Below are 20,764 nucleotides of genomic sequence, written 5' to 3' on the forward strand. Positions count from 1 at the left end.
TTCGTCAGGGCATGGAGAAGCGGAGGAACCGGCCGAACCGTGTGTTCTCCGGATGGGGGGCCGACGTGCAGCCGCTGCTGGCCGCGGCACCGCCGATGCAGGCCGCGGCACCGCCGGTGGCATCCTGGGGGCCGGAGCCGCCCGAGGAGTCTCCGGACGTGCCGTCGGCGGCGGCGCTCGCATCGCCGGATGCCGCCTGAGGACCGGCGGTCGGGAAGGACACCGGAGCACCGTCGTCCCGGAAGGGCTGCGTCGTCTGCGAAGCCGTTACCACCACCAGATTTCGCGGCAGGGCCGCAGTGGCGAGAAGCTGCGTCAGCTCCTCCGCCTGCACCGGCCCCGATGGGTCGCGGCTGTCCGGGGTGGAGGGCTGCGGCGTCACCGTTTCCCCGGTGGCGGTCACCGTCAGCACCCCGGGCATGAAGGTGAGGCTGTAGTTGGGAGAGGCCACCAGCATGCCCCGCTCGATGGTGTAGGAACCGGCCGGCGAGGCTGTGCCGGCGGCTGTGCTCAGGCCCCCGCTGAGCGTGTCGCCGTTGACCAGCCCCTGTCCGCCGACGCTGTAGGTCAAGGCCGGGTTACCCGTCCCGGCGGGACGGCTGAGGCTGTCCGCCGTCACCAGGATCGGACGGGAGGTCACCGTCAGGGTGCCGTCGGCATAGGTGATGGTGTAGTTGGACAGCCCGCTGCCTTGGGCCGACGAGGCCGAGATGCCATAGCTGCCGACCCCGGCGGTTGCCGCGGCGCCCGTGCTGGCCAGGGAGACCCCGGTCACGCTGTCGCTGTTCTTCAGGCCGGTGGCCGTGTAACCGCTCAGCGTAGCGCTGTCGCCGTAGGTCTTGCGCGCGGCGTCGGCGGTGACCGTCAGCGCGGCGGGATCGACCGTCAGCGTGCCGTCCGCATAGGCGATGGTGTAGTTCGACAGGCCACTGCCCTGGGCCGACGAGGCCGAGATGCCATAGCTGCCGACCCCGGCGGTGGCCGCCGTGCCGGTGCTGGTCAGGGAAACCCCGGTCACGCTGTCGCTGTTCTTCAGCCCGGTGGCAGTGAAGCCGGTCAGCGTCGCGGCGTCGCCGTAGGTCTTGCGCGCTGCGTCGGCGCTGACCGTCAGCGCGGCGGGATCGACCGTCAGGGTGCCGTCGGCATAGGTGATGGTATAGTTCGAGAGGCCGCTGCCCAGGGCCGACGAGGCGGCGATGGCATAGCTGCCGACCCCGGCGGTTGCCGCGGCGCCCGTGCTGGCCAGGGAAACCCCGGTCACGCTGTCGCTGTTCTTCAGGCCGGTGGCCGTGTAACCGCTCAGCGTGGCGCTGTCGCCGTAGGTCTTGCGCGCCGCATCGGCGGTGACCGTCAGCGCGGCGGGATCGACCGTCAGCGTGCCGTCGGCATAGGTGATGGTGTAGTTCGACAGGCCGCTGCCCAGGGCCGACGAGGCCGAGATGCCATAGCTGCCGACCCCGGCGGTGGCCGCCGTGCCGGTGCTGGTCAGGGAAACCCCGGTCACGCTGTCGCTGTTCTTCAGGCCCGTGGCCGTGTAACCGCTCAGCGAGGCGGTGTCGCCGTAGGTCTTGCGCGCGGCGTCGGCGGTGACCGTCAGCGCGGCGGGATCGATCGTCAGCGTACCATCGGCATAGGTGATGGTGTAGTTCGACAGGCCGCTGCCCAGGGCCGACGAGGCGGTGATGGCGTAGCTGCCGACCCCATCGGTCGCCGCCGTGCCTCCGCTGGCGGCCAGGGTCACCCCGGTCACGCTGTCGCTGTTCTTCAGCCCGGTGGCGGTGAAGCCGCTCAGCGAGGCGGTGTCGCCGTAGGTCTTACGCGCGGCGTCGGCGGTGACCGTCAGCGCGGCGGGATCGACCGTCAGCGTACCATCGGCATAGGTGATGGTGTAGTTCGACAGGCCGCTGCCCAGGGCCGACGAGGCGGTGATGGCGTAGCTGCCGACCCCGGCGGTTGCCGCGGCGCCCGTGCTGGCCAGGGAAACCCCGGTCACGCTGTCGCTGTTCTTCAGGCCGGTGGCCGTGTAACCGCTCAGCGAGGCGGTGTCGCCGTAGGTCTTGCGCGCGGCGTCGGCGCTGACCGTCAGCGCGGCGGGATCGACCGTCAGCGTGCCGTCGGCATAGGTGATGGTGTAGTTCGACAGACCGCTGCCCAGGGCCGACGAGGCGGTGATGGCGTAGCTGCCGACCCCGGCGGTTGCCGCGGCGCCCGTGCTGGCCAGGGAGACCCCGGTCACGCTGTCGCTGTTCTTCAGGCCGGTGGCCGTGTAACCGCTCAGCGTGGCGCTGTCGCCGTAGGTCTTGCGCGCGGCGTCGGCGCTGACCGTCAGCGCGGCGGGATCGACCGTCAGCGTGCCGTCGGCATAGGCGATGGTGTAGTTCGACAGGCCGCTGCCCAGGGCCGACGAGGCGGTGATGGCGTAGCTGCCGACCCCATCGGTCGCCGCCGTGCCACCGCTGGCGGCCAAGGTCACCCCGGTCACGCTGTCGCTGTTCTTCAGGCCCGTGACCGCATAGCCGCTCACGCTCGCCGTATCGCCGTAGGTCTTGGTCACGTCGTCGGCGGTGACGGTCAGCGTTGCCGGATTCACCGTCAGCGTGCCGCCGGTGTAGCTCACCGTGTAGTTGGACAGCCCGCTGCCCTGGGCCGACGACGCCGTGATGCCATAGCTGCCAACCCCGTCGGTCGCCGCCGTGCCACCGCTGGCGGCCAGGGAGACCCCGGTCACGCTGTCGCTGTTCTTCAGGCCCGTGACCGTGTAGCTGCTCAGAGTAGCCGTATCACCGTAGGTCTTGGTCACGTCGTCGGCGGCGACGGTCAATGCCGCCGGGTTCACCGTCAACGTGCCGCCGGTGTAGCTCACCGTGTAGTTGGACAGCCCGCTGCCCTGGGCCGACGACGCCGCAATGCTGTAGCTGCCGACCCCGGCGGTCGCCGCCGCTCCGGTGCTGGACAGGGAGACCCCGGTGACGCTGTCGCTGTTCTTCAGGCCCGTGACCGTATAGCCGCTCAGGCTCGCCGTATCGCCGTAGGTCTTGGTGGCGGCGTCGGCGGTGACCGTCAGCGCCGCCGGAGTCACGGTCAGCGCGGCGTTGCCGTAATAGAACACGCGATAGTCCGTGCCCTTGGCGCTGGTGACCGTCGCGTTGGAGGCGGGCAGGCTGGCGGTGGTCGGCGTTGCCGAAACGGCGGCGGTCGGGTCGGTGGCGATCGTGGCTCCGACCAGGGTCAGGCTGTCGCCGGCCTTGCCGAAGATGTAGCTGCTGAGGCTGCTCTGCGTGCCAATCGCGGTCACCGTGCCCGAACCGCTGCCATAGACCGTGTCGGCCGACAGGGCCTTGACCCGGGTCACGGGCGCCATGGTGTAGAGAACGGGATAATAGCCGCTGCTGGGCGGCGCCCAAACGCTGTCGAAATCCCAGCCGGAGGCCCCCGCCATGAACGACGCCGTGTCCTGGAACTCCGCCGTCGTCAGGCCGGTCATTCCCGTCACCGTGGATGCGGTGCCGGCGTGCTCGGTCGTCCCCGCGACGGTGGTGTCGAAATAGGATGATGTGATGGGGGTACCGTCGCCCTGGAAGCCGAAGAATCCGCCGACCGACAACGATCCCGACACGGCTTTTGCCGCATAGGATTGACTGATGGCGCCATTGTTCTGGCCGATGAAGCCACCGACCGTATTATCGCCGGATACGGCGCCGCCGATTGCATAGGATTGGGAAATGCTGCCGGTGTTCGTGTTCGAGCCGGCAAAACCGCCGGTATTTGTGCCGTTGGCAGCCGTCACCGCCCCGGTCGCATAGGATTGGGTGATGGTGCCGGAGTTAACGGCGACGAAGCCGCCGACGGAGCTGCGCCCCGTCACGTCACCCGTGGCATAGGACTGGGTAATGGTGCCGGTATTTTCGTTGACCAGACCGCCGACCTGGTCGCCGCCGATCGCGGGCTGCGATACCGTCGCCGTGGCGTAGGAGCCGGTGATGGTGCCGGTGTTCTTGCCGACGAGGCCGCCCACGTAAGATCCTTGGACGCTGCCGGTGACGTAGACGTTGGTGATGGAACCCCGGTTTTCGCCGGCAACGCCGCCGACGGTATAGCCGGCGCCGCTGATCGCGACGTCGGTCAGGCCGAGTTTCCTGACGCCGCCGGCGGTGCCGATGACGCCGAACAGCCCCTGGTTCATCCCGGAGTAATCTTCCGGCTTGATCGTCAGCCCCTGGATGACATGGCCCTGGCCGTCGAGCGAGCCGGTGAACGGGGTCGAGCTGCCTCCGACCGGCACGAACCCGTACTTGATCCCGCTGAGGCTCCACATGCCGGCCGCGTTGCTGCCGCCGGTCTCCCTGGCGTCCACGTCGGCGGACAGCGTGTAGGCGGCGGACAGATCCAGCGCCATCAATTGAAGCTGATGGGCGTTGACGATGGATGTCGCGTGTTCCGAGCGCAGGAAGGGCCGGGTTTGCCCGTCGACCATATACCAGGTGTTGTTGAAGTCGAAGCTGGTATAGGACGCGGAGGAAAAGGCGTCCGTTGTGGCCAAGCCAGTGACCATGCCTTCGGTGCTGTCCTGGCCTGTCGTGCCCTTGTCCCAATAGGAGGAGGAGACGATGCCGCCGGCCGCAACGCCGAGGAATCCACCCGTGTAGGCAGTCCCCCGCCCCAATATCGATCCCGTGGCGTAGGATCGCGCAATGGTGGCACTGCCGTCGTTCATCCCGACAAAACCGCCGACGAACGTGCCTTGGGTGACGCTTGCCGTGGTGTAGGAATCCGTAATGGAGCCGCTCAAATTGTTGAGACCGACAAAACCGCCGGTCGAGCCACCGCCGCCCGTCACGCTGCCCGTGACATAGGATTGGCTGATGGTCCCGGTGTTGGTGCCAGCCAGACCGCCGACGTTGCCACCAGATCCCGTCACAGCCGTCGTGGCATAGGACTGGCCGATGGTACCGGCGTTGCTGCCAACCAGACCGCCGACCCCGCCCCCTCCCGTCACGGTTCCCGTCGCATAGGCGTTGACGATGGTGCCGTTGTTCTCGCTGACAAGGCTGCCGGCCTGCGCCCCGGTGCCGGTGATAGTGACATCGGTCAGGCCGATGTCGCGGATGCTGCCCGCCGTGCCGACGACACCGAACAGCCCCAGCTTCGCGCCCGTATCCGTGGAGGCGAAGGTCAGCCCCCGGATGACATGGCCGCCGCCGTCGAGCGAGCCGGTGAAGGGCTGCTGGGAATCCCCCACCGGTGCGAAACCGCTCTGGTTTCCGCTGATGCGCCACATACCGGCGGCGCTGCTGGCGCCGGTGTCCCGGGCGTCGATGTCGGTGGCCAGCGTGTAGGCGGCGGACGGGTCCATCCCCATCAATTGAAGCTGATGGGTGTTGCCGATGATGGTGGAGTATTCGGACCGCAGGAATGGCCGCGTATACCCATCGACCATATACCAGGTGTTGGTGAAGTCGAAGCCGGAATAGGACGCGGAGGAAAAGGCGTCCGTTGTGGTCAAGCCAGTGCCCACGCCACTGCTCGGGCCATTGCTGCCGTCCTGGCCTGTCGTGCCCTTGTCCCAATAGGAGGAGGAGATCGTGCCGCCAGATTTACTGCCGACGAATCCACCCGTGTAGTATCTCCCCTGCCCCAATATCGATCCCGTGGCGTAGGATCGCTCAATCGTGGCTGCGCCGCCGTTCGACCCGGCAAAACCGCCGACGGACGAGCCTTGGGTGACGCTTGCCGTGGTGTAGGAGTCCGTAATGGAGCCGTACACATTGTTGACACCGACAAAACCGCCGGTCGAGCCGCTGCCGCCCGTCACGCTGCCCGTGACATAGGATTGGCTGATGGTCCCGGTGTTGTGGCCGACCAGACCGCCGATGTTGCTACCAGATCCCGTCACAGCCACCGTGGCATAGGACTGGCCGATGGTCCCGGTGTTGTGGCCGACCAGACCGCCGACTTTGCCGGCGGCCCCGGTCACGCTCCCGGTCACGCTCCCGGTGACGTGGGTTCGGGTGACGGTGCCGGCGTTGCTGCCGGCCAGAACGCCGACAGAGCCTTTGCCGCTCAGGGTGGCGCCGGTCAGGGTGAGATCCCTGACGATGCCGCCGCTGCCGATCGTCGCGAACAGACCGACATTGTCCGTCTCGGGGGCTCTGACCGTCAGGTTGGAGATGGTGTTGCCCAGCCCGGCGAAGGTGCCGGAGAAGCTTTGGGATACCAACGCGTTGGTGTAGGTGGTTCCCGCCGCGTCCAGGTTCTTGACCAGCGCGTAACGCCCCGTCGTCCCGGTGCTGTCGATGGAGGCCAGATCCGCCATGCTGGAGATCGTCTGGTAGTACTGGAACGTTCCCGCCGGGCCGATCCGCAACGTGGGGCTGGAGCCCGACATCGTGACCGACGCATTGCTTGCGATCGTATAGCCCCGGCCCACGCCATGTTGCAGGTTCAGCCCGGCACCGTCTCCCGTCGCGGTGATCGGGGCGTTGATGACGATGTCGCCGGCCGCGTCCAGCGTCAAAGAGGCGGCGGTGGACCATGTCACGGGTGCCGCCACGGTGATGGTGCCGTCCTGGCTGCCACCCGACCCGGTGGACACCGTGACGTTGGCCCATGTCAGGGCGTCGTTCAGGGTGGCAACGTTGAGCACGCTGTCGTCGCCGTTGGCGGTGTACATGCCGGAGATATTGCTGTCTGATGCCGCGGAGATCGTCACGTTGTAGGGGTCGAGCAGCAGCGTGCCGAACGCGCCCGCCGCCGCGGTCAGGTCCGCGGTGCCGCGGAAGGACAGGGTTGCCTTGCCCGACACCTCGGCATCACCGCCCTTGCCGTCCGCACCGGCCCCCCGCGCCGTGATCGCACCGGCGAAGTCGGTATGCTCGTCCGACCACACCACCACGCTGCCGCCATCGCCGCCATCGCCGTCGGCGGACAGCCGCGCCCCGGCGGCGACGGTGGTCGTCCTGGCATTCGCCACAGTCTCCTTCAGCGTCTTGCGGGCGGCGTCCTTGCCGCCCTGATAGTCGCCGCCCACCGCAATGGCGCCGCCGCGGCTGCCGGAGACGTCCACCGTGGCCGTGCCGGTCACGGTCACCGACGAGCCGGCCACCGCCACCGTGCCGCCCTTGCCCGCAGTGTTCTTTCCCCCCTTGCCTTTTTCCGCCGACCCCCTGGCCGACAGCGTGCCGGTGACCGTGGCCTTGCCGCCGGAGACCCGGATGTCGCCGCCCTCGACCGCGCCGGTTTCCGTCGTCCGGGTCGCGGCGAGGGTGCCGCCCGCCTCCACCGTGCCGCCGCCGCCGGCGGTCAGGAAGATGCGTCCCCCGCTGCTGGCGGTGCCGGTGGCGGCGATCACGCCGCCGGTGTTCCCGGCCAGCGCATAGACGTTGCCGCCGTTGGCGCGGATCTCCGCCGTCGCCGCGGCGATCCGCCCGGAGGTCTTGGCCGCGGTGTCGCTCCCGCCGACCTTGACCTGGAACTTGCCGCCCTCGACCGCGCTATCCTTCACCAGCACCTCGTAGCCGGCGGCGAGGCCCACCGTGCCGTTGGGGGCGGTCAGGGTGCCGGTGTTGGTCACTTCCCGCGCGATCAGCGCCACGTCGCCGCCCAGCGAACCGATCGACCCGGCGTTGGTCACCGTCGCCTTGGACGTGCCGGAGAAGCTCTTGTCGCCGCCGTTCAGGAAGGCCTCGTCCGGAATGTCGAGGGTGGAGGCGGTGAAGGATCCGCCGGTGAGCACCTTTCCGCCCGGCCCCACCGCCACCCCGGCCGGGTTGACCAGATAGACCGAGCCGGTCGCGGTCAGCGAACCGTCGATGCGCGAAGGGATGTTGCCGGTGACGCGGTTCAGCGTGGCGCCGCCGCCATTGTTGATGGCGACGCTGTTCCCCGCCCCGATGGAGAAGCTGTTCCAGTTGATGACGGCGTTCCGGGAGGTCTGGTCGATGATGACGCTGGTGCCCGACGGGGTGGCGATGGACACCGCGCCTGCGGCGACCGACGGGCCGGCCGGCAGGGTCTGGGCCGTGGCCGGTGCGATGGCGCTTTCCATCAGGGCGACACTGGTGATCAGCCACAGCGACAGCCTGGCCAGGGATCGTCCGGAACACCGAGGCGCCGGGTGCCATGGTGTTCCGGACGATCCCCGGCCAGGCGCGGCACCGTGGACTGCCGCCGGCTTCGCAATACGAGCAGTCTTGGCAAGACACGTCATCGCGCTCACAACGCACCCCTGTCGTTCCGCTTGGTGGCGCAGCCGTACCGGCTGCATTCCCGGCTGGATCGTCCTGACAATGTGGAACGACCAGGAGGAGTTGCAGCGCGTCGCTGCGGAACACCCAATGTTGCGGACCATACGGGGGGGCTCGACGGTGAGGCACCCCATGTTCATGGGTGCGGCGGAGCATCCCCATGAATATGGGGGAAGGGGAGGGACGCTCACCGATAAGGGGTTGTTGGCCCGGAAAACGCCGATTATCGTCGATTGGTATGTTCATCCCGTGCATGAGGGCGGCGGCAGCCGGTCCGAGCCATGCCGTTCGAGGACAGCAGGGAATTCATGTCATCGCGCCCGGACGACCGACCGCTTTCCGGTTCCCATCAACTCACGGTCGTTCTGGTGGAGGACGATCCGCCGACGCGCGATCATCTGGCGGAAACCCTGACCGCCTGCGACGGCATCGCGCTTCTGGCCACGGCCGACACGCTGGAGGTGGCGCGGGCCGCCTGCGAACGCTTCCTCCCCACCGTTCTGATCACCGACCTGCAATTGCCGGACGGCCACGGCACCGACCTGATCCGCGAGGTTCGCGACCGGTATCCGGCCACCGAGATCATGGTGATCTCGGTGCTGGGCGACGAGGACAGCGTGGTGACGGCGATCCGTGCCGGAGCGTCCGGCTACATCCTCAAGGATTCCGAGCCGGTGGACATGGTGGAGGCGGTCCATGGCCTGATCGAAGGGCGTTCGCCCATCTCCGCCTCCATCGCCCGCTACATCATAAGGCGGGTCCAGGACGGCTCGTTCAAGGACCGCAAGCCGGCGCCGCTGCTGACCCCGCGCGAGACCGACATCCTGTGGGGGATCGCGAAGGGCTTCACCTACAACGACATCGCCGACCGCCTGGGCCTGTCGCGGCAGACGGTGCCGTCCTACATCAAGAACATCTACCGCAAGCTGGAGGTGAACTCGCGGTCGGAGGCGGTCTATGAGGCGATCGGGCGCAAGCTGATCCGGCTTGGAGAGTGAAACCGTGGCCACGCACCTCGTCGCGGCCCCCGAAGGCCGCGGATGGCTGCGCCTGTTGCGCCGTCCGTTCATCGGCCTGTTCTACCTGACCGTTCTGGCGGTTGGCATCGGCACGCCGCTGTTCACCCTGTCGCCCCCGGAGGGCGGCATCGAGTTCGATCGCGCCATGTTCCGGCCGCTGGAAGCCATCGACCGGCCGGCCGATGTTACCGAGGCCGCCGTATCCCTGCCCCACAGCTTCAGGGTGCCCGGCGGGGGCCGGTTCGGCGGGGGGCTCTACCGCCTGGAGTTCGATCATTCCCCGAACGGCCCGGAGCAATGGTCCGTGCTGATTCCAAACTATTCCGGCCGCATTCTGGTCCGGGTCAACGGTGCCTTGCTGTACGACAGCGATTGGACGCATTCGGGGCGGATCGTCACCCTGATCTGGCCGGACATCATCGCGATCCCGGCCCCGGTGCTGAAGGCCGGCACCAACACCGTGGAGATCAGCGCGGTGATGCTGTTCGGCCGCAAGAGCTATCTCAGCGCCATACATGCCGGACCCGACAGCCTGCTGCGCCCGGTGTACCAGCAGCATCATTTCCTTCTGGTCATGCTGCCGCAACTGCTGTTCGGCTGGCAGTTCGCCTTCAGCGTGATGCTGCTGATCGTCTGGGCGGTTCGCCGCTCCGAGTGGTCCTATATCCTGTATGCCGGCATCCTGTTCTTCAACTCGATCAGCAATCTTGTCGTCATCGTACCGGAGCCGCTGGTTTCTCCGCAGGTCATGCAGCTTTCGAACCTGACCTTCTCCTGGGTGACGGCGATGCTGGTGCCGTTCGCCTTCAGCTTCGTGAACCGCCGGCCGCCGCGGGCCAGCGTCCTGTTCGCGGCATTTCCGGTGGGAGTCACCACGGCATTTTTGCTGCTGCCTCCCGAGATCTTTCATGTTCTGAACTGGTACGTCGCGATGCCGGTCGCCTGGGGCCTGACCTGCTGGGCCATCGGCGTGCTCTCCTACGCGGCTCTCCGGCGAGGCAACAACAGCGCCCATATGGTCCTGGGCGCCACGCTGCTGTCCTTGCTGATGATCTTCCATGAAGCGCCGATCCTCTACGGCTCCGTTGGCAAGCGACTGTTCATCAACCCGTTTTCCATCCCCATTTTCATGCTTCTCAGCATCATCAGCACCGTCCTGATGTGGCGCTTCGCGGCGGCGCTGAACGCTGTGGACCAGTTCAACGCCAACCTGCGCCGGGAGATCGCCGATGCGGAGGCGGCGCTGCGCATCAGCCTGGCCCGTGAGCAGGCCCAGGAAAGGGCGATCGCGCTCGAAGCCGAACGGTCGCGCCTGACCCGCGACCTCCATGACGGCATCGCCGGCCAGCTGGTGTCGATGGTGGCGCTCAGCCGCCGGACGGATGCCGGGGTGCGCGACTTCGGCATTGCGGCGCGGAAGGCACTGGTCGATCTGCGTCTGGTCATCGCCTCGATGGCCGAGGTCGGAGACGACCCCGGCATGATGCTGGCGAATTTCCGGGATCACATCCAACCACAGCTCCGCACGCTCGGCATCGCCCTGGATTGGCAGATGCACGCCCTGCCGGAGGGGGCCGGCTGGTCGTCTTCGACCGCGCTGGAGCTGTTCCGCCTGCTTCAGGAGGCGACGATGAACGCCGCCAGGCATTCGGGAGCGGATCGGGTGACGATCGAGATCCGGCCGACCGACGACGGGGTGCGCGTGATGGTCGCCGACGAGGGACGCGGCGGCGCGTCCGACCGCCCCGGCGGCTACGGCCTTGCCAATATGCGGCGACGGGCCCTGGCCATCGGTGCCCGGCTTGCCATCGTCTCCGGTCCGGACGGTACCCGCATCATTCTGGATCTGCCCAGACCGACAGCTAGAGGGCGTTGACATTCATTTGGTCCAGATGAATGCGCTGACGATGCCGAGCATGGACAGGAACGCCCTTGGTGTCTGGTCGTAACGTGTGGCGATGCGCCTGAAGTGCTTGATCTTGAGGAAGAAGCGCTCGACGAGATTGCGCTCGCAATAGGAGAGCATAATAAACCTGGGGGTGCCGGACTGGCGGCCGGATTAGGGCGGCGGTAGGCTACGGGGGACAGAGTCATGGATGTGCAATGGCGCGACCACCACACCGCAAGTGGAATCCCGATCCCGAGCTGCCGATCCTGCAGCTGAAGGTGCGCCTACTGGACGTCAGTCCGATGGTCTGGCGGCGCCTGCTGATCCCGGCCGTGATGACCCTGCGCGAGCTGCACGGTGTTCTCCAGGTCGCCATGGGCTGGGAGGGCGTTCACCTCTACGTCTTCGAACTCCGCGCCCGCCGCTACGGCTCGCCCAACCTGTGCACTGGAAACCCCGAGCCGCCGGACTACTGAAGCCCGGGGGAAGGCCGGGTAAGGAGAGAGAAGAGCCCCCGCAGCGGAGGATGCCGCGGGGGACTCCGATGACCTCAGCTGTCGCCGCGCAGGGCGTCCTTGGCGCCGCCGATGGCGTTCTCGGCCTTGCCCTTCGCCTTGTCGGCCGTGCCTTCCGCCTTCATCTTCTCGTCGCCGGTGACCTCGCCGACGCCCTTCTTGACGCTGCCCTTCGCTTTGTCCATGGCGCCTTCGGCACGATCCTTGTCCATGACATCCTCCTGATATGGGGTATGGCCGGGGGCTCCCGGCCTTCATGGAAAGCAACTTCCCCGGCCACCCGCTTGTCGCCGCCGCCCGACGACAAAGCGTGTGCCGCAGCGTTTTCTTGTCGGGACAGGGCTTATCGCCTCGCCCACGCCGACCGTCGATAAGGAGAGCCTGGCCATGAGCATGTGCTGCCGGCCGAAGCCCATATCCGCCTTGATGCTGGCCCTGTCAGCCGCCACGCCCGCGATGTCCGGCGAACCGGCAGGCCTGTCGGTCGTCTTTCATGGCGGCGTCGACGATGCCGCGCAGGATCGCGTGGGTCGTGCCCCACGGGGTGGTGTAGGAGCTGTGGGGAACCGGCCCGCCGTAGCGCCCTCCGATGGCTGGCGTAGGCGGGCCGGTTATCCATAGCGGGGCGGTCATCGCGGTTCTTCGATAGAGTCTGGTCACCACACCTCAACCCGACCGAAGGGTGACCACGATGACCGACGAGATGATGGCGCTTCGCGCGATGCTTGAGAAGGGCGCGGATGCCGATGTTCTGCGCGAGATGATCGGCTTTGCTGCCGAGCGGCTGATGGAGTTGGAGGTGCAGGGCCTGACCGGCGCCGGTCATGGCGAACGGTCGGCCGAGCGACTGGTTCAGCGCAACGGCTATCGCGATCGCGACTGGGAAACTCGAGCCGGCACCGTCGAGCTGCGCATTCCCAAACTGCGCAAGGGCTCCTACTTCCCCGGCTTTCTGGAGCCGCGGCGGATGGCTGAGAAGGCGCTGACGGCGGTGATCCAGGAGGCCTACATCCAGGGCATCTCGACGCGCTCGGTGGACGATCTGGTCCAGGCCATGGGAATGTCTGGCATCTCCAAGAGCCAGGTCAGTCGGTTGTGCGCCGAGATCGACGAGCGGGTTAAGACCTTTCTCGGCCGTCCCATCGAGGGCGACTGGCCCTACCTGTGGCTGGATGCCACCTACGTGAAGGTGCGCCAGAACGGACGCATCGTTTCGGTCGCCGTGACCATCGCGGTGGCGGTCAACACCGACGGCCGGCGCGAGGTGCTGGGCATGGACATCGGCCCGTCCGAGGCGGAAACCTTCTGGATCGAGTTCCTACGCAAGCTCAAGCGCCGTGGTCTGAGCGGCGTCAAGCTGGTGATCTCCGACGCCCATGGCGGCATCAAGGCCGCCGTCACCCGGGTCTTCCAGGCGACGTGGCAAAGGTGCCGGGTCCATTTCTCCAGGACAGCGCTCACCCACGCCGGCAAGAGCGGACGCCGTGTCGTGGCGGCCTTCATCGCCACGGCCTTCGCCCAGGACGATGCGGCATCTGCTCGCACGCAGTGGCGGCAAGTGGCCGATCAGGTCCGGGCCAAGCTGCCGAAGCTGGCCACCCTGATGGACGAGGCGGAAGAAGACGTCCTGGCCTACATGACCTTTCCCAGGGAGCATCGGGCCAAGCTCCACTCGACAAACCCGATTGAACGTCTCAACGGCGAGATCAAGCGGCGCACCGAGGTTGTCGGCATATTTCCCAACGAGGAAGCGATTACGAGGCTCATCGGCGCCATCCTCTTGGAGCAAAACGATGAATGGGCCGTTCAGCGGGCACGCTACATGACGCTGGAAACCATCGCCCCGCTCGGCGATGATCCCATCGTCAGCCTGCCCGCTGTGGCCGCCTGACCATCCGGCCAGACCGGCCGGAGAACCTGATGAGCGACCCAGATCCTACACCACTCCTCGGGGCATGATCCCGGATCGCCAGAGCCATTGCGCGGTAGGGCTCAATATCGTTGGGCCGCACCTTTCCCACCGAATCGAACAGCAGCAGGGCGTTTTCAGCCAGTGTGGCAGCCTCCTCCTCCGCCTCCATGCCCAGCAGCGCAGCGGCCTGCAAGGTCAGGCACCATCCCTGTTCAGGCGCATAACGGCGCTGCTGGGCAGGCAACGTAACTGCAAACAGGTCCGCCGCCTGCCGGGCCAAAGGCTCCGCTTCGGCACATTGGCCCAACTGCAGAATGAGTTCCGCTCGATTTTCGGACGTCCTGGCCCGATCATGCCCCGAGGAGTGGTGTAGGATCTGGGTCGCTCATCAGGTTCTCCGGCCGGTCTGGCCGGATGGTCAGGCGGCCACAGCGGGCAGGCTGACGATGGGATCATCGCCGAGCGGGGCGATGGTTTCCAGCGTCATGTAGCGTGCCCGCTGAACGGCCCATTCATCGTTTTGCTCCAAGAGGATGGCGCCGATGAGCCTCGTAATCGCTTCCTCGTTGGGAAATATGCCGACAACCTCGGTGCGCCGCTTGATCTCGCCGTTGAGACGTTCAATCGGGTTTGTCGAGTGGAGCTTGGCCCGATGCTCCCTGGGAAAGGTCATGTAGGCCAGGACGTCTTCTTCCGCCTCGTCCATCAGGGTGGCCAGCTTCGGCAGCTTGGCCCGGACCTGATCGGCCACTTGCCGCCACTGCGTGCGAGCAGATGCCGCATCGTCCTGGGCGAAGGCCGTGGCGATGAAGGCCGCCACGACACGGCGTCCGCTCTTGCCGGCGTGGGCGAGCGCTGTCCTGGAGAAATGGACCCGGCACCTTTGCCACGTCGCCTGGAAGACCCGGGTGACGGCGGCCTTGATGCCGCCATGGGCGTCGGAGATCACCAGCTTGACGCCGCTCAGACCACGGCGCTTGAGCTTGCGTAGGAACTCGATCCAGAAGGTTTCCGCCTCGGACGGGCCGATGTCCATGCCCAGCACCTCGCGCCGGCCGTCGGTGTTGACCGCCACCGCGATGGTCACGGCGACCGAAACGATGCGTCCGTTCTGGCGCACCTTCACGTAGGTGGCATCCAGCCACAGGTAGGGCCAGTCGCCCTCGATGGGACGGCCGAGAAAGGTCTTAACCCGCTCGTCGATCTCGGCGCACAACCGACTGACCTGGCTCTTGGAGATGCCAGACATTCCCATGGCCTGGACCAGATCGTCCACCGAGCGCGTCGAGATGCCCTGGATGTAGGCCTCCTGGATCACCGCCGTCAGCGCCTTCTCAGCCATCCGCCGCGGCTCCAGAAAGCCGGGGAAGTAGGAGCCCTTGCGCAGTTTGGGAATGCGCAGCTCGACGGTGCCGGCTCGGGTTTCCCAGTCGCGATCGCGATAGCCGTTGCGCTGAACCAGTCGCTCGGCCGACCGTTCGCCATGACCGGCGCCGGTCAGGCCCTGCACCTCCAACTCCATCAGCCGCTCGGCAGCAAAGCCGATCATCTCGCGCAGAACATCGGCATCCGCGCCCTTCTCAAGCATCGCGCGAAGCGCCATCATCTCGTCGGTCATCGTGGTCACCCTTCGGTCGGGTTGAGGTGTGGTGACCAGACTCTATCGAAGAACCGCGATGACCGCCCCGCTATGGATAACCGGCCCGCCTACGCCAGCCATCGGAGGGCGCTACGGCGGGCCGGTTCCCCACAGCTCCTACACCACCCCGTGGGGCACGACCTCCTGGCCCAGCCAGCCCGATGCGCGTCGGGCCGTTGTACTGCTAATTCACGCCGGATTTCTTCGGCGTGCCGGGCGGCCTCCAGCGCTTCGGCGTAACTGCCTTCATCCGCAAGACGGATGCCCAGATTGTCGAGGGAACCCGCCCAGTCAGCCCGGTGCGCGTCGGGCCGCTGTGCCGCCAGTTCACGCCGGATTTCTTCGCTGTGCCGGGCGGCCTTCAGCGCTTCGGCGTGACAGCCTTCATCCGCTAGACAGGCGCCTAGATTGCTGAGGGAGCTTGCCCAGTTTGCCCGGTGTGCATCGGGCCGCTGTGCCGCCAAGTCACGCCAGATTTCTTCGGCGTGCCGGGCGGCCTCCAGCGCTTCGGCGTAGCGGCCTTCGTTAGCAAGGCAGGTGCCCAGATTGTTGAGAGAAGTTGCCCAGTCAGCCCGGTGTGCGTCGGGCCGTCGCGCCGCCATTTCACGCCAGATTTCTTCGGCGTGCCGGGTGGCCTCCAGCGCTTCGGTGTACCGGCCTTCATCCGCTAGACGGTTGCCCAGATTGTTGAGGGAGCCTGCCCAGTCGGCCCGGTGCGCGTCGGGCCGTTGTGCCGCCAAGTCACGCCAGAGCGCCTCCGCGCGCTGGCCAGCCTTCAGCGCCTCCCGCATCTTTCCCTGGGCGGCAAGGGCGCTGGCATGAGAAGTATAAAGATAGGGAAGAACCGAATCTGCGGCGCTCTGATAAGCTTTCTTGGTTCCCTCAATTGCGGAGAATGCCACCTCCGGCCATTCTTGGGCAAGATTGAATTCAGATACCGAATAATATGCCGCCGATATATCAGAGGCATTGCAGATGAATTTCACAAAACTTCTGACTGATTCCCATCCATTTTCTTTTGTCTTCGCCGCCATCAAATGTGTGATTTCTTTTATGAATGGCGCCAAAGCAACGGATCGCTTCGGCCGTTTCGGCCAGACATGGTTTATGATCTTCTGCTGCAGTTTCTTGTCTGCTTGCCGCACAGCTTCGGCCAATGCCGGCCCCAGCGGGTCGCCGATGTCCACGGCAACCTCGATCGCACGATCCACCAGCGGGATGGACAGGCGGCTTGGAAACAGGGCGCGCTGCAACAGGCGGGACGATCCCCGTTGACCGATGCGGGTCAACACGGTCAAGGCAGAGGTGATCCAGGTTGGACGATCCGCCGTGTCGAAGACGCAATCGAGAAGTTCATCCTCATCCGCCAAAACCCGTTCCACCAGACGCTCGCCCAGCAGGTCCGGACGCAGGGCATCGATCCCCCCTTCCCGTGGGTAGAGCGTGCGCAGATGGTCGAACACCTGCCGGCGCTCCGCATCGCCGGCGTCCCGCAGGGCAGGGACCAGCAGCAGGATTTCACGGGCATCGCGGGCGGTGGTGGTGCCCCCGGTCAGTGTCAGCAGGGCCAGCGCCTGCTTCATCCCCGGCAACAGGGCATGGTCCAGGCCACTGCTGCTGAGGCTGCTTCGCCAGTAATCCTGTTCCCGGTCCAGGGCGACGGTCAGCAGGTCGCTTCCCGTCTCCAGGTTCCGGCCAAGCAGGGCCATCAGGGCGGCCAGATGCAGAAGCAGTGTGTGGCGGAAATGGGGGGCCGACAGGTCCGGCATCGGTGTCGGCGTGTCGGGCAGGGACCGATGAGGGGACAGGCGGGCGCGGAAAGCGTCCTGCGCCTCCCGGTAAAGTCGCTGGCGGGCGGTTCGGTCGCCGGTGTCCGGAGCGGGCAGGGACAGCGGCCCCTCCGCCGCCTCGGGGCTGCGCAGGAAGCCGCGGGCTACGGCATCGGTGGTGTCCTCGCAGAGGCGGCTCCACCATTCGCCATTCCCCCGTCCCAACAGCACCAGCCGCACCCGGTGCCCGGCAGGGGCGCACAGGGCCGCCTTGATGATGGCCTCCACATCGGAGCGGCGGCTTTCGGCGTTGTCCACCACCAGGAACACGCGGGGGGCCGTTTTGACCAGGGCCTCGATGTCGGCGATGACGGACGGGGTGTGCCGGCTGTCGGGCACGAAGGCTGCGGTCCAGCCCGGCCCGGCCCGATCCAGCAGGCGCCCGCAAACCTCCACCATCAGCCGGGTCTTGCCGCTGCCGCCATCGGCGGTATAGAGCCGCAAGGCCACGGACAACCGCGCCCGCCCCTCATCCTGCGCCCAGGCCAGAACATCGTCGGCAACGGAGGCGAGCATGTCCTGAAATGGAACGATGCGGTATTCCGGGCGCAGCAGCAGGCTGTCCAGAACCAGCCGCTCTTCCGGCAGGGTCTGGCGCGGGTCCGCCAACCAGGAGGGAGATGGCGCGGGCGTGACCGGCGCCGGCGGTGCGGGTGTTCGAGGCGGCGGGCGGTCGGTGGCACCGCCCGGGGGGAGGTCGTTCAGCCCCAGCCCGGTCAGGAGGCCGTTGGCCGTCCCCTCCCAGCTCATGCCCTTATTCCGGAGAAGGCTGCGCAGTTCCCTGGCGTGCTTGCGGTATTCGCCGGGGTCGGCCGCAATGCTCAGGATCGCATCCTTCACCTGACGGACGTCACCTGGCAGAAACGGATGTTGGTTCGGGTCATCGGGGCCCGTTGGGGTGTGGCCCGCAACCGGGATGCCGCTTACGCCACCGGGACCGACACCCGGCGCTTCCTCCCGCAAAAGCTGGTGCAGCCCACTGTCTTGCGACAGGATCAGCGGCACCCCCGCCGCCACCGCCTCCCACCCCGTCAGGCCGAACCCTTCATGCCACGAGGGCATCAGCGCCACAGAGGCGCTGGACAGGTCGCGGAACAGGGCTTCGCGGTTTTCCAGAAACGGGCGGGCAGTGACCTGCAGGCGGTGTCCGGCGGCGAACTCTTCGGCCAGGGCGACGAGATCTCTTTCCGTCTGGCTGCCCGGCTCTTCGATGCCCACGATTTGAATCTCGGGGCGGGATTTTTGCAGGATCGGCGCCACCCCGGCCTGGGCAGCCGACTCCCGGCAAGCCTCGGCCATGGCGGCAACGGCAAGGCTGCCCTGCTTGATCCGGTCGTCCTCGGCATCCATCCGGCCAAAGACCATGGCGCGGAAGCTCGTCTTTGCCGGGTCGCGATCCTGGATTCCCTCGGCCAGTCCGGGAATGAGCATGACCGAGGCGGGGCGCCCTTCGTCGGTCAGCATCTCGTCGGCGTTGTCGCGCAGTTTCGGCCCGACGGCAAAACAGCGGTCGGCTTGGGCGAACAGGGCACGCTGCTCGCCGTGGCGGCTGACCCCGGTGGCTCCGCGTCCGTGTTTGTGGCCGGCATACTGCCCATAGGCCATGTGGTGGATCAGGGCGACCTGCCCCATGTCCATCGTCTCGCGCGCCGAAAGCGCGATGTGGCCGGTGACGACATCATGTCCCACCCACCACCCGACGCCGACGATTCCATGATCCCGCAAGGCGCAAACGACGTCGCCGGAATCCAGGTTTTCTCCGCTTGTGGCAATCAGGCGGACCTTGTGGCGCTTGGCATCGTCGCTTTCCGACGGTTCCAGCGGGGCCTTGACAACGCAGACCACCTCCCGCGAGCCATCGAGGCGTTTTGCCAACGCCCGGCAAAGATCGGCGTTAAAGGCATTGATGCCGCCATGGCGCGGTCCCCAGGCGGTAGCGATGAAGACGATGGAAAATCCGGTCACAGCGTTTATCGGGTCAGGCGATGACTTTAACGATGATACCCGCCAAGGGTGAAAGCGACAATGATTCAGGCCCTTGGAACGCGCGTCCCATATAGGCGGTAGGCAGGTGGGTGTCCGATGCGCCGCAAAGCATCCAAATTTCCATAATAAATCTTATGTGTTTTTTCGTGTGTAAGCGCAAAGTTAGAATGTCAGTCTGTGGCAAACTAGAAATGTCAGTTCCCAGTCGGATGTCAAACGCCTGGGAGGCTGTCGATGGGCTGGGTTTCGATGAGCGAGCGGGAGCTTCAGCGCGTTGAGGTTTTGGGCGAGATCGTGAACGGTCAGCGCAGCGTCGCCTCGGCGTCCTCGTGTCTTGGCTTGAGCGAACGGCAGGTTTGGCGGCTGCTGGCCCGGTACAAATCGGGCGGCGGCGGTGCGCTTGCTCATCGGGGCCGCGGGCGTCCCTCGAACCGCCGCTTGGACAGCGAACTCCGCGAACGGGCGTTGGAGCTTGTCCGCACCCATTACCGGGATTTCGGTCCGACCTTGGCGGCGGAGATGCTGGCGGATCGGCACGGGCTGACGGTGTCGCGCGAGACGCTGCGGCAATGGATGGCGGAGACTGGTCTGTGGCTGTCGCGCCGCCAGCGGCGGCAGTTCCACCCTCCCCGTCTGCGCCGGGAGCGGCTTGGCGAGTTGGTGCAGATCGACGGCAGCGAGCACCGTTGGTTCGAGGAGCGTGGCGATCCCTGCACGCTGCTGGTGTTCATCGACGATGCGACGGGGCGGCTGATGCAGTTGCGCTTTGTCGCGTCGGAGAGCGCCTTTTCCTACTTCGCGGCGCTGGAGGGCTATCTGGCGGCGCATGGCCGCCCTCTGGCCTTCTACTCGGACAAGCATTCGGTGTTCCGGGTGTCGCAGAGCGAGGCCAAGGGCGGTCAGGGCATGACGCAGTTCGGACGGGCGTTGGCGGAACTGACCATCGAGATCCTGTGCGCCAACTCCAGCCAAGCGAAGGGCCGAGTCGAGCGGGTGAACCGGACGCTGCAGGACCGGCTGGTGAAGGAGTTGAGGTTGGCCGGCATCACCGGCATCGAAGCGGGCAACGCTTTTCTGCCGGGTTTCATCGAGCGCTTCAACGCCCGTTTTGCCGTTCCCCCTGCCCGGCCGGACGATGGGCACCGGCCGCTGACGGTAACGCCGGATCGCTTGCGCGAGATCCTGTGCTGGCGTGAGCAGCGCCATGTCGGGCAGCAACTGACGCTGTCGTACGAACGCAAGCGGATCATGCTGGATGTGACGGACCTGACCGAGGGGTTGGTCGGCCAGTATGTCGACACCTATGCCTTTGCCGATGGCCGCCTTGAACTGCGGTGGAAGGGAGCGGCGCTGTCCTACCAGGCGTTCGACAAGGACCAGCGGGTCCTGCATGCCGACATCGTGGAGAACAAGCGGCTGAGCGCGGTATTGGCCCAGGTCAAGGAGATCCAGGACAGTCAGTCGCCGCCTCGGGTGAAGAGCAACAGTGAGAAGCTCGGCTATCGCAAGACCGGCGCGGGAAAGCGGGGGCGCAAAAGCTTCGTGGACAAACATATCGAGGCGAAAGCCGTCGAATAGTGCTGGGTGTGGCCCGGGCCGCTCCGCCTCCGGCTCCGCGGCCCGGGCCACACCCAGCACTGACAGTCCTACTTTGCGCCGAACACTGACAGTTCAATTCGGTTGCAACATTCGTGTGTAGGCGCAAAGTTAGAATGTCAGTCCAGCGCAACATA

At 66.5% G+C, this 20,764-nt stretch carries 10 protein-coding genes and 1 pseudogene; 5 read left to right on the forward strand and 6 right to left on the reverse strand.

All coding sequences use genetic code 11. From position 1 onward, the window contains the following. Positions 1-4: 4 nt before the first annotated feature. The gene (locus AL072_RS24960) at positions 5-8,044 is read right to left on the reverse strand and encodes a beta strand repeat-containing protein (protein ID WP_060721745.1); all 8,040 of its coding nucleotides are present in this window, start codon (positions 8,042-8,044) and stop codon (positions 5-7) included. A gap of 507 nt (positions 8,045-8,551) precedes the next feature. Here AL072_RS24960 and AL072_RS24965 point away from each other — a divergent pair. After that, positions 8,552-9,241, forward strand: a complete 690-nt coding sequence (locus AL072_RS24965; RefSeq protein WP_045584046.1) for a response regulator — start codon at positions 8,552-8,554, stop codon at positions 9,239-9,241. A gap of 4 nt (positions 9,242-9,245) precedes the next feature. Then, positions 9,246-11,138 carry a sensor histidine kinase gene (locus AL072_RS24970; RefSeq protein WP_045583925.1) on the forward strand — a complete coding sequence of 631 codons (1,893 nt, stop codon included), beginning with the start codon at positions 9,246-9,248 and terminating at the stop codon, positions 11,136-11,138. A gap of 3 nt (positions 11,139-11,141) precedes the next feature. Here AL072_RS24970 and AL072_RS24975 read toward each other — a convergent pair. Then, a pseudogene (locus AL072_RS24975) lies at positions 11,142-11,279 on the reverse strand (IS5/IS1182 family transposase); the annotation flags it as partial. Positions 11,280-11,365: 86 nt separating this feature from the next. On the opposite strand from AL072_RS24975, the gene AL072_RS24980 reads away from it, so the two are divergent. Further along, complete coding sequence (locus tag AL072_RS24980; RefSeq protein WP_063840372.1) at positions 11,366-11,626, forward strand: plasmid pRiA4b ORF-3 family protein; 261 nt, start codon at positions 11,366-11,368, stop codon at positions 11,624-11,626. A 74-nt stretch (positions 11,627-11,700) separates the two neighbouring features. On the opposite strand, the gene AL072_RS24985 is transcribed toward AL072_RS24980, so the two are convergent. Then, on the reverse strand, positions 11,701-11,877 hold the full coding sequence (locus AL072_RS24985) for a CsbD family protein (RefSeq protein WP_045583924.1): 177 nt from the start codon (positions 11,875-11,877) through the stop codon (positions 11,701-11,703). Positions 11,878-12,103: 226 nt separating this feature from the next. Then, on the reverse strand, positions 12,104-12,298 hold the full coding sequence (locus tag AL072_RS34525) for a hypothetical protein (RefSeq protein ID WP_144428373.1): 195 nt from the start codon (positions 12,296-12,298) through the stop codon (positions 12,104-12,106). A gap of 58 nt (positions 12,299-12,356) precedes the next feature. On the opposite strand from AL072_RS34525, the gene AL072_RS24990 reads away from it, so the two are divergent. Next, the gene (locus AL072_RS24990) at positions 12,357-13,556 is read left to right on the forward strand and encodes an IS256 family transposase (protein WP_045582226.1); all 1,200 of its coding nucleotides are present in this window, start codon (positions 12,357-12,359) and stop codon (positions 13,554-13,556) included. Between the two features lie 439 nt (positions 13,557-13,995). Here the strand turns inward: AL072_RS24990 and AL072_RS25000 are convergent, their stop codons facing one another. Both AL072_RS25000 and AL072_RS25005 read right to left on the reverse strand, forming a co-directional pair. Beyond that, complete coding sequence (locus AL072_RS25000; RefSeq protein ID WP_045580661.1) at positions 13,996-15,195, reverse strand: IS256 family transposase; 1,200 nt, start codon at positions 15,193-15,195, stop codon at positions 13,996-13,998. 89 nt (positions 15,196-15,284) lie between these two features. Further along, positions 15,285-19,010: a tetratricopeptide repeat protein gene (locus AL072_RS25005; RefSeq protein ID WP_045583922.1), complete on the reverse strand. Its 3,726-nt coding sequence runs from the start codon at positions 19,008-19,010 to the stop codon at positions 15,285-15,287. Positions 19,011-19,265: 255 nt separating this feature from the next. Here AL072_RS25005 and AL072_RS25010 point away from each other — a divergent pair, with 255 nt between their 5' ends. Continuing rightward, the gene (locus AL072_RS25010; RefSeq protein WP_045583921.1) at positions 19,266-20,609 is read left to right on the forward strand and encodes an ISNCY family transposase; all 1,344 of its coding nucleotides are present in this window, start codon (positions 19,266-19,268) and stop codon (positions 20,607-20,609) included. Positions 20,610-20,764: the final 155 nt, after the last annotated feature.

The organism is Azospirillum thiophilum, assembly GCF_001305595.1.
Lineage (GTDB): Bacteria > Pseudomonadota > Alphaproteobacteria > Azospirillales > Azospirillaceae > Azospirillum > Azospirillum thiophilum.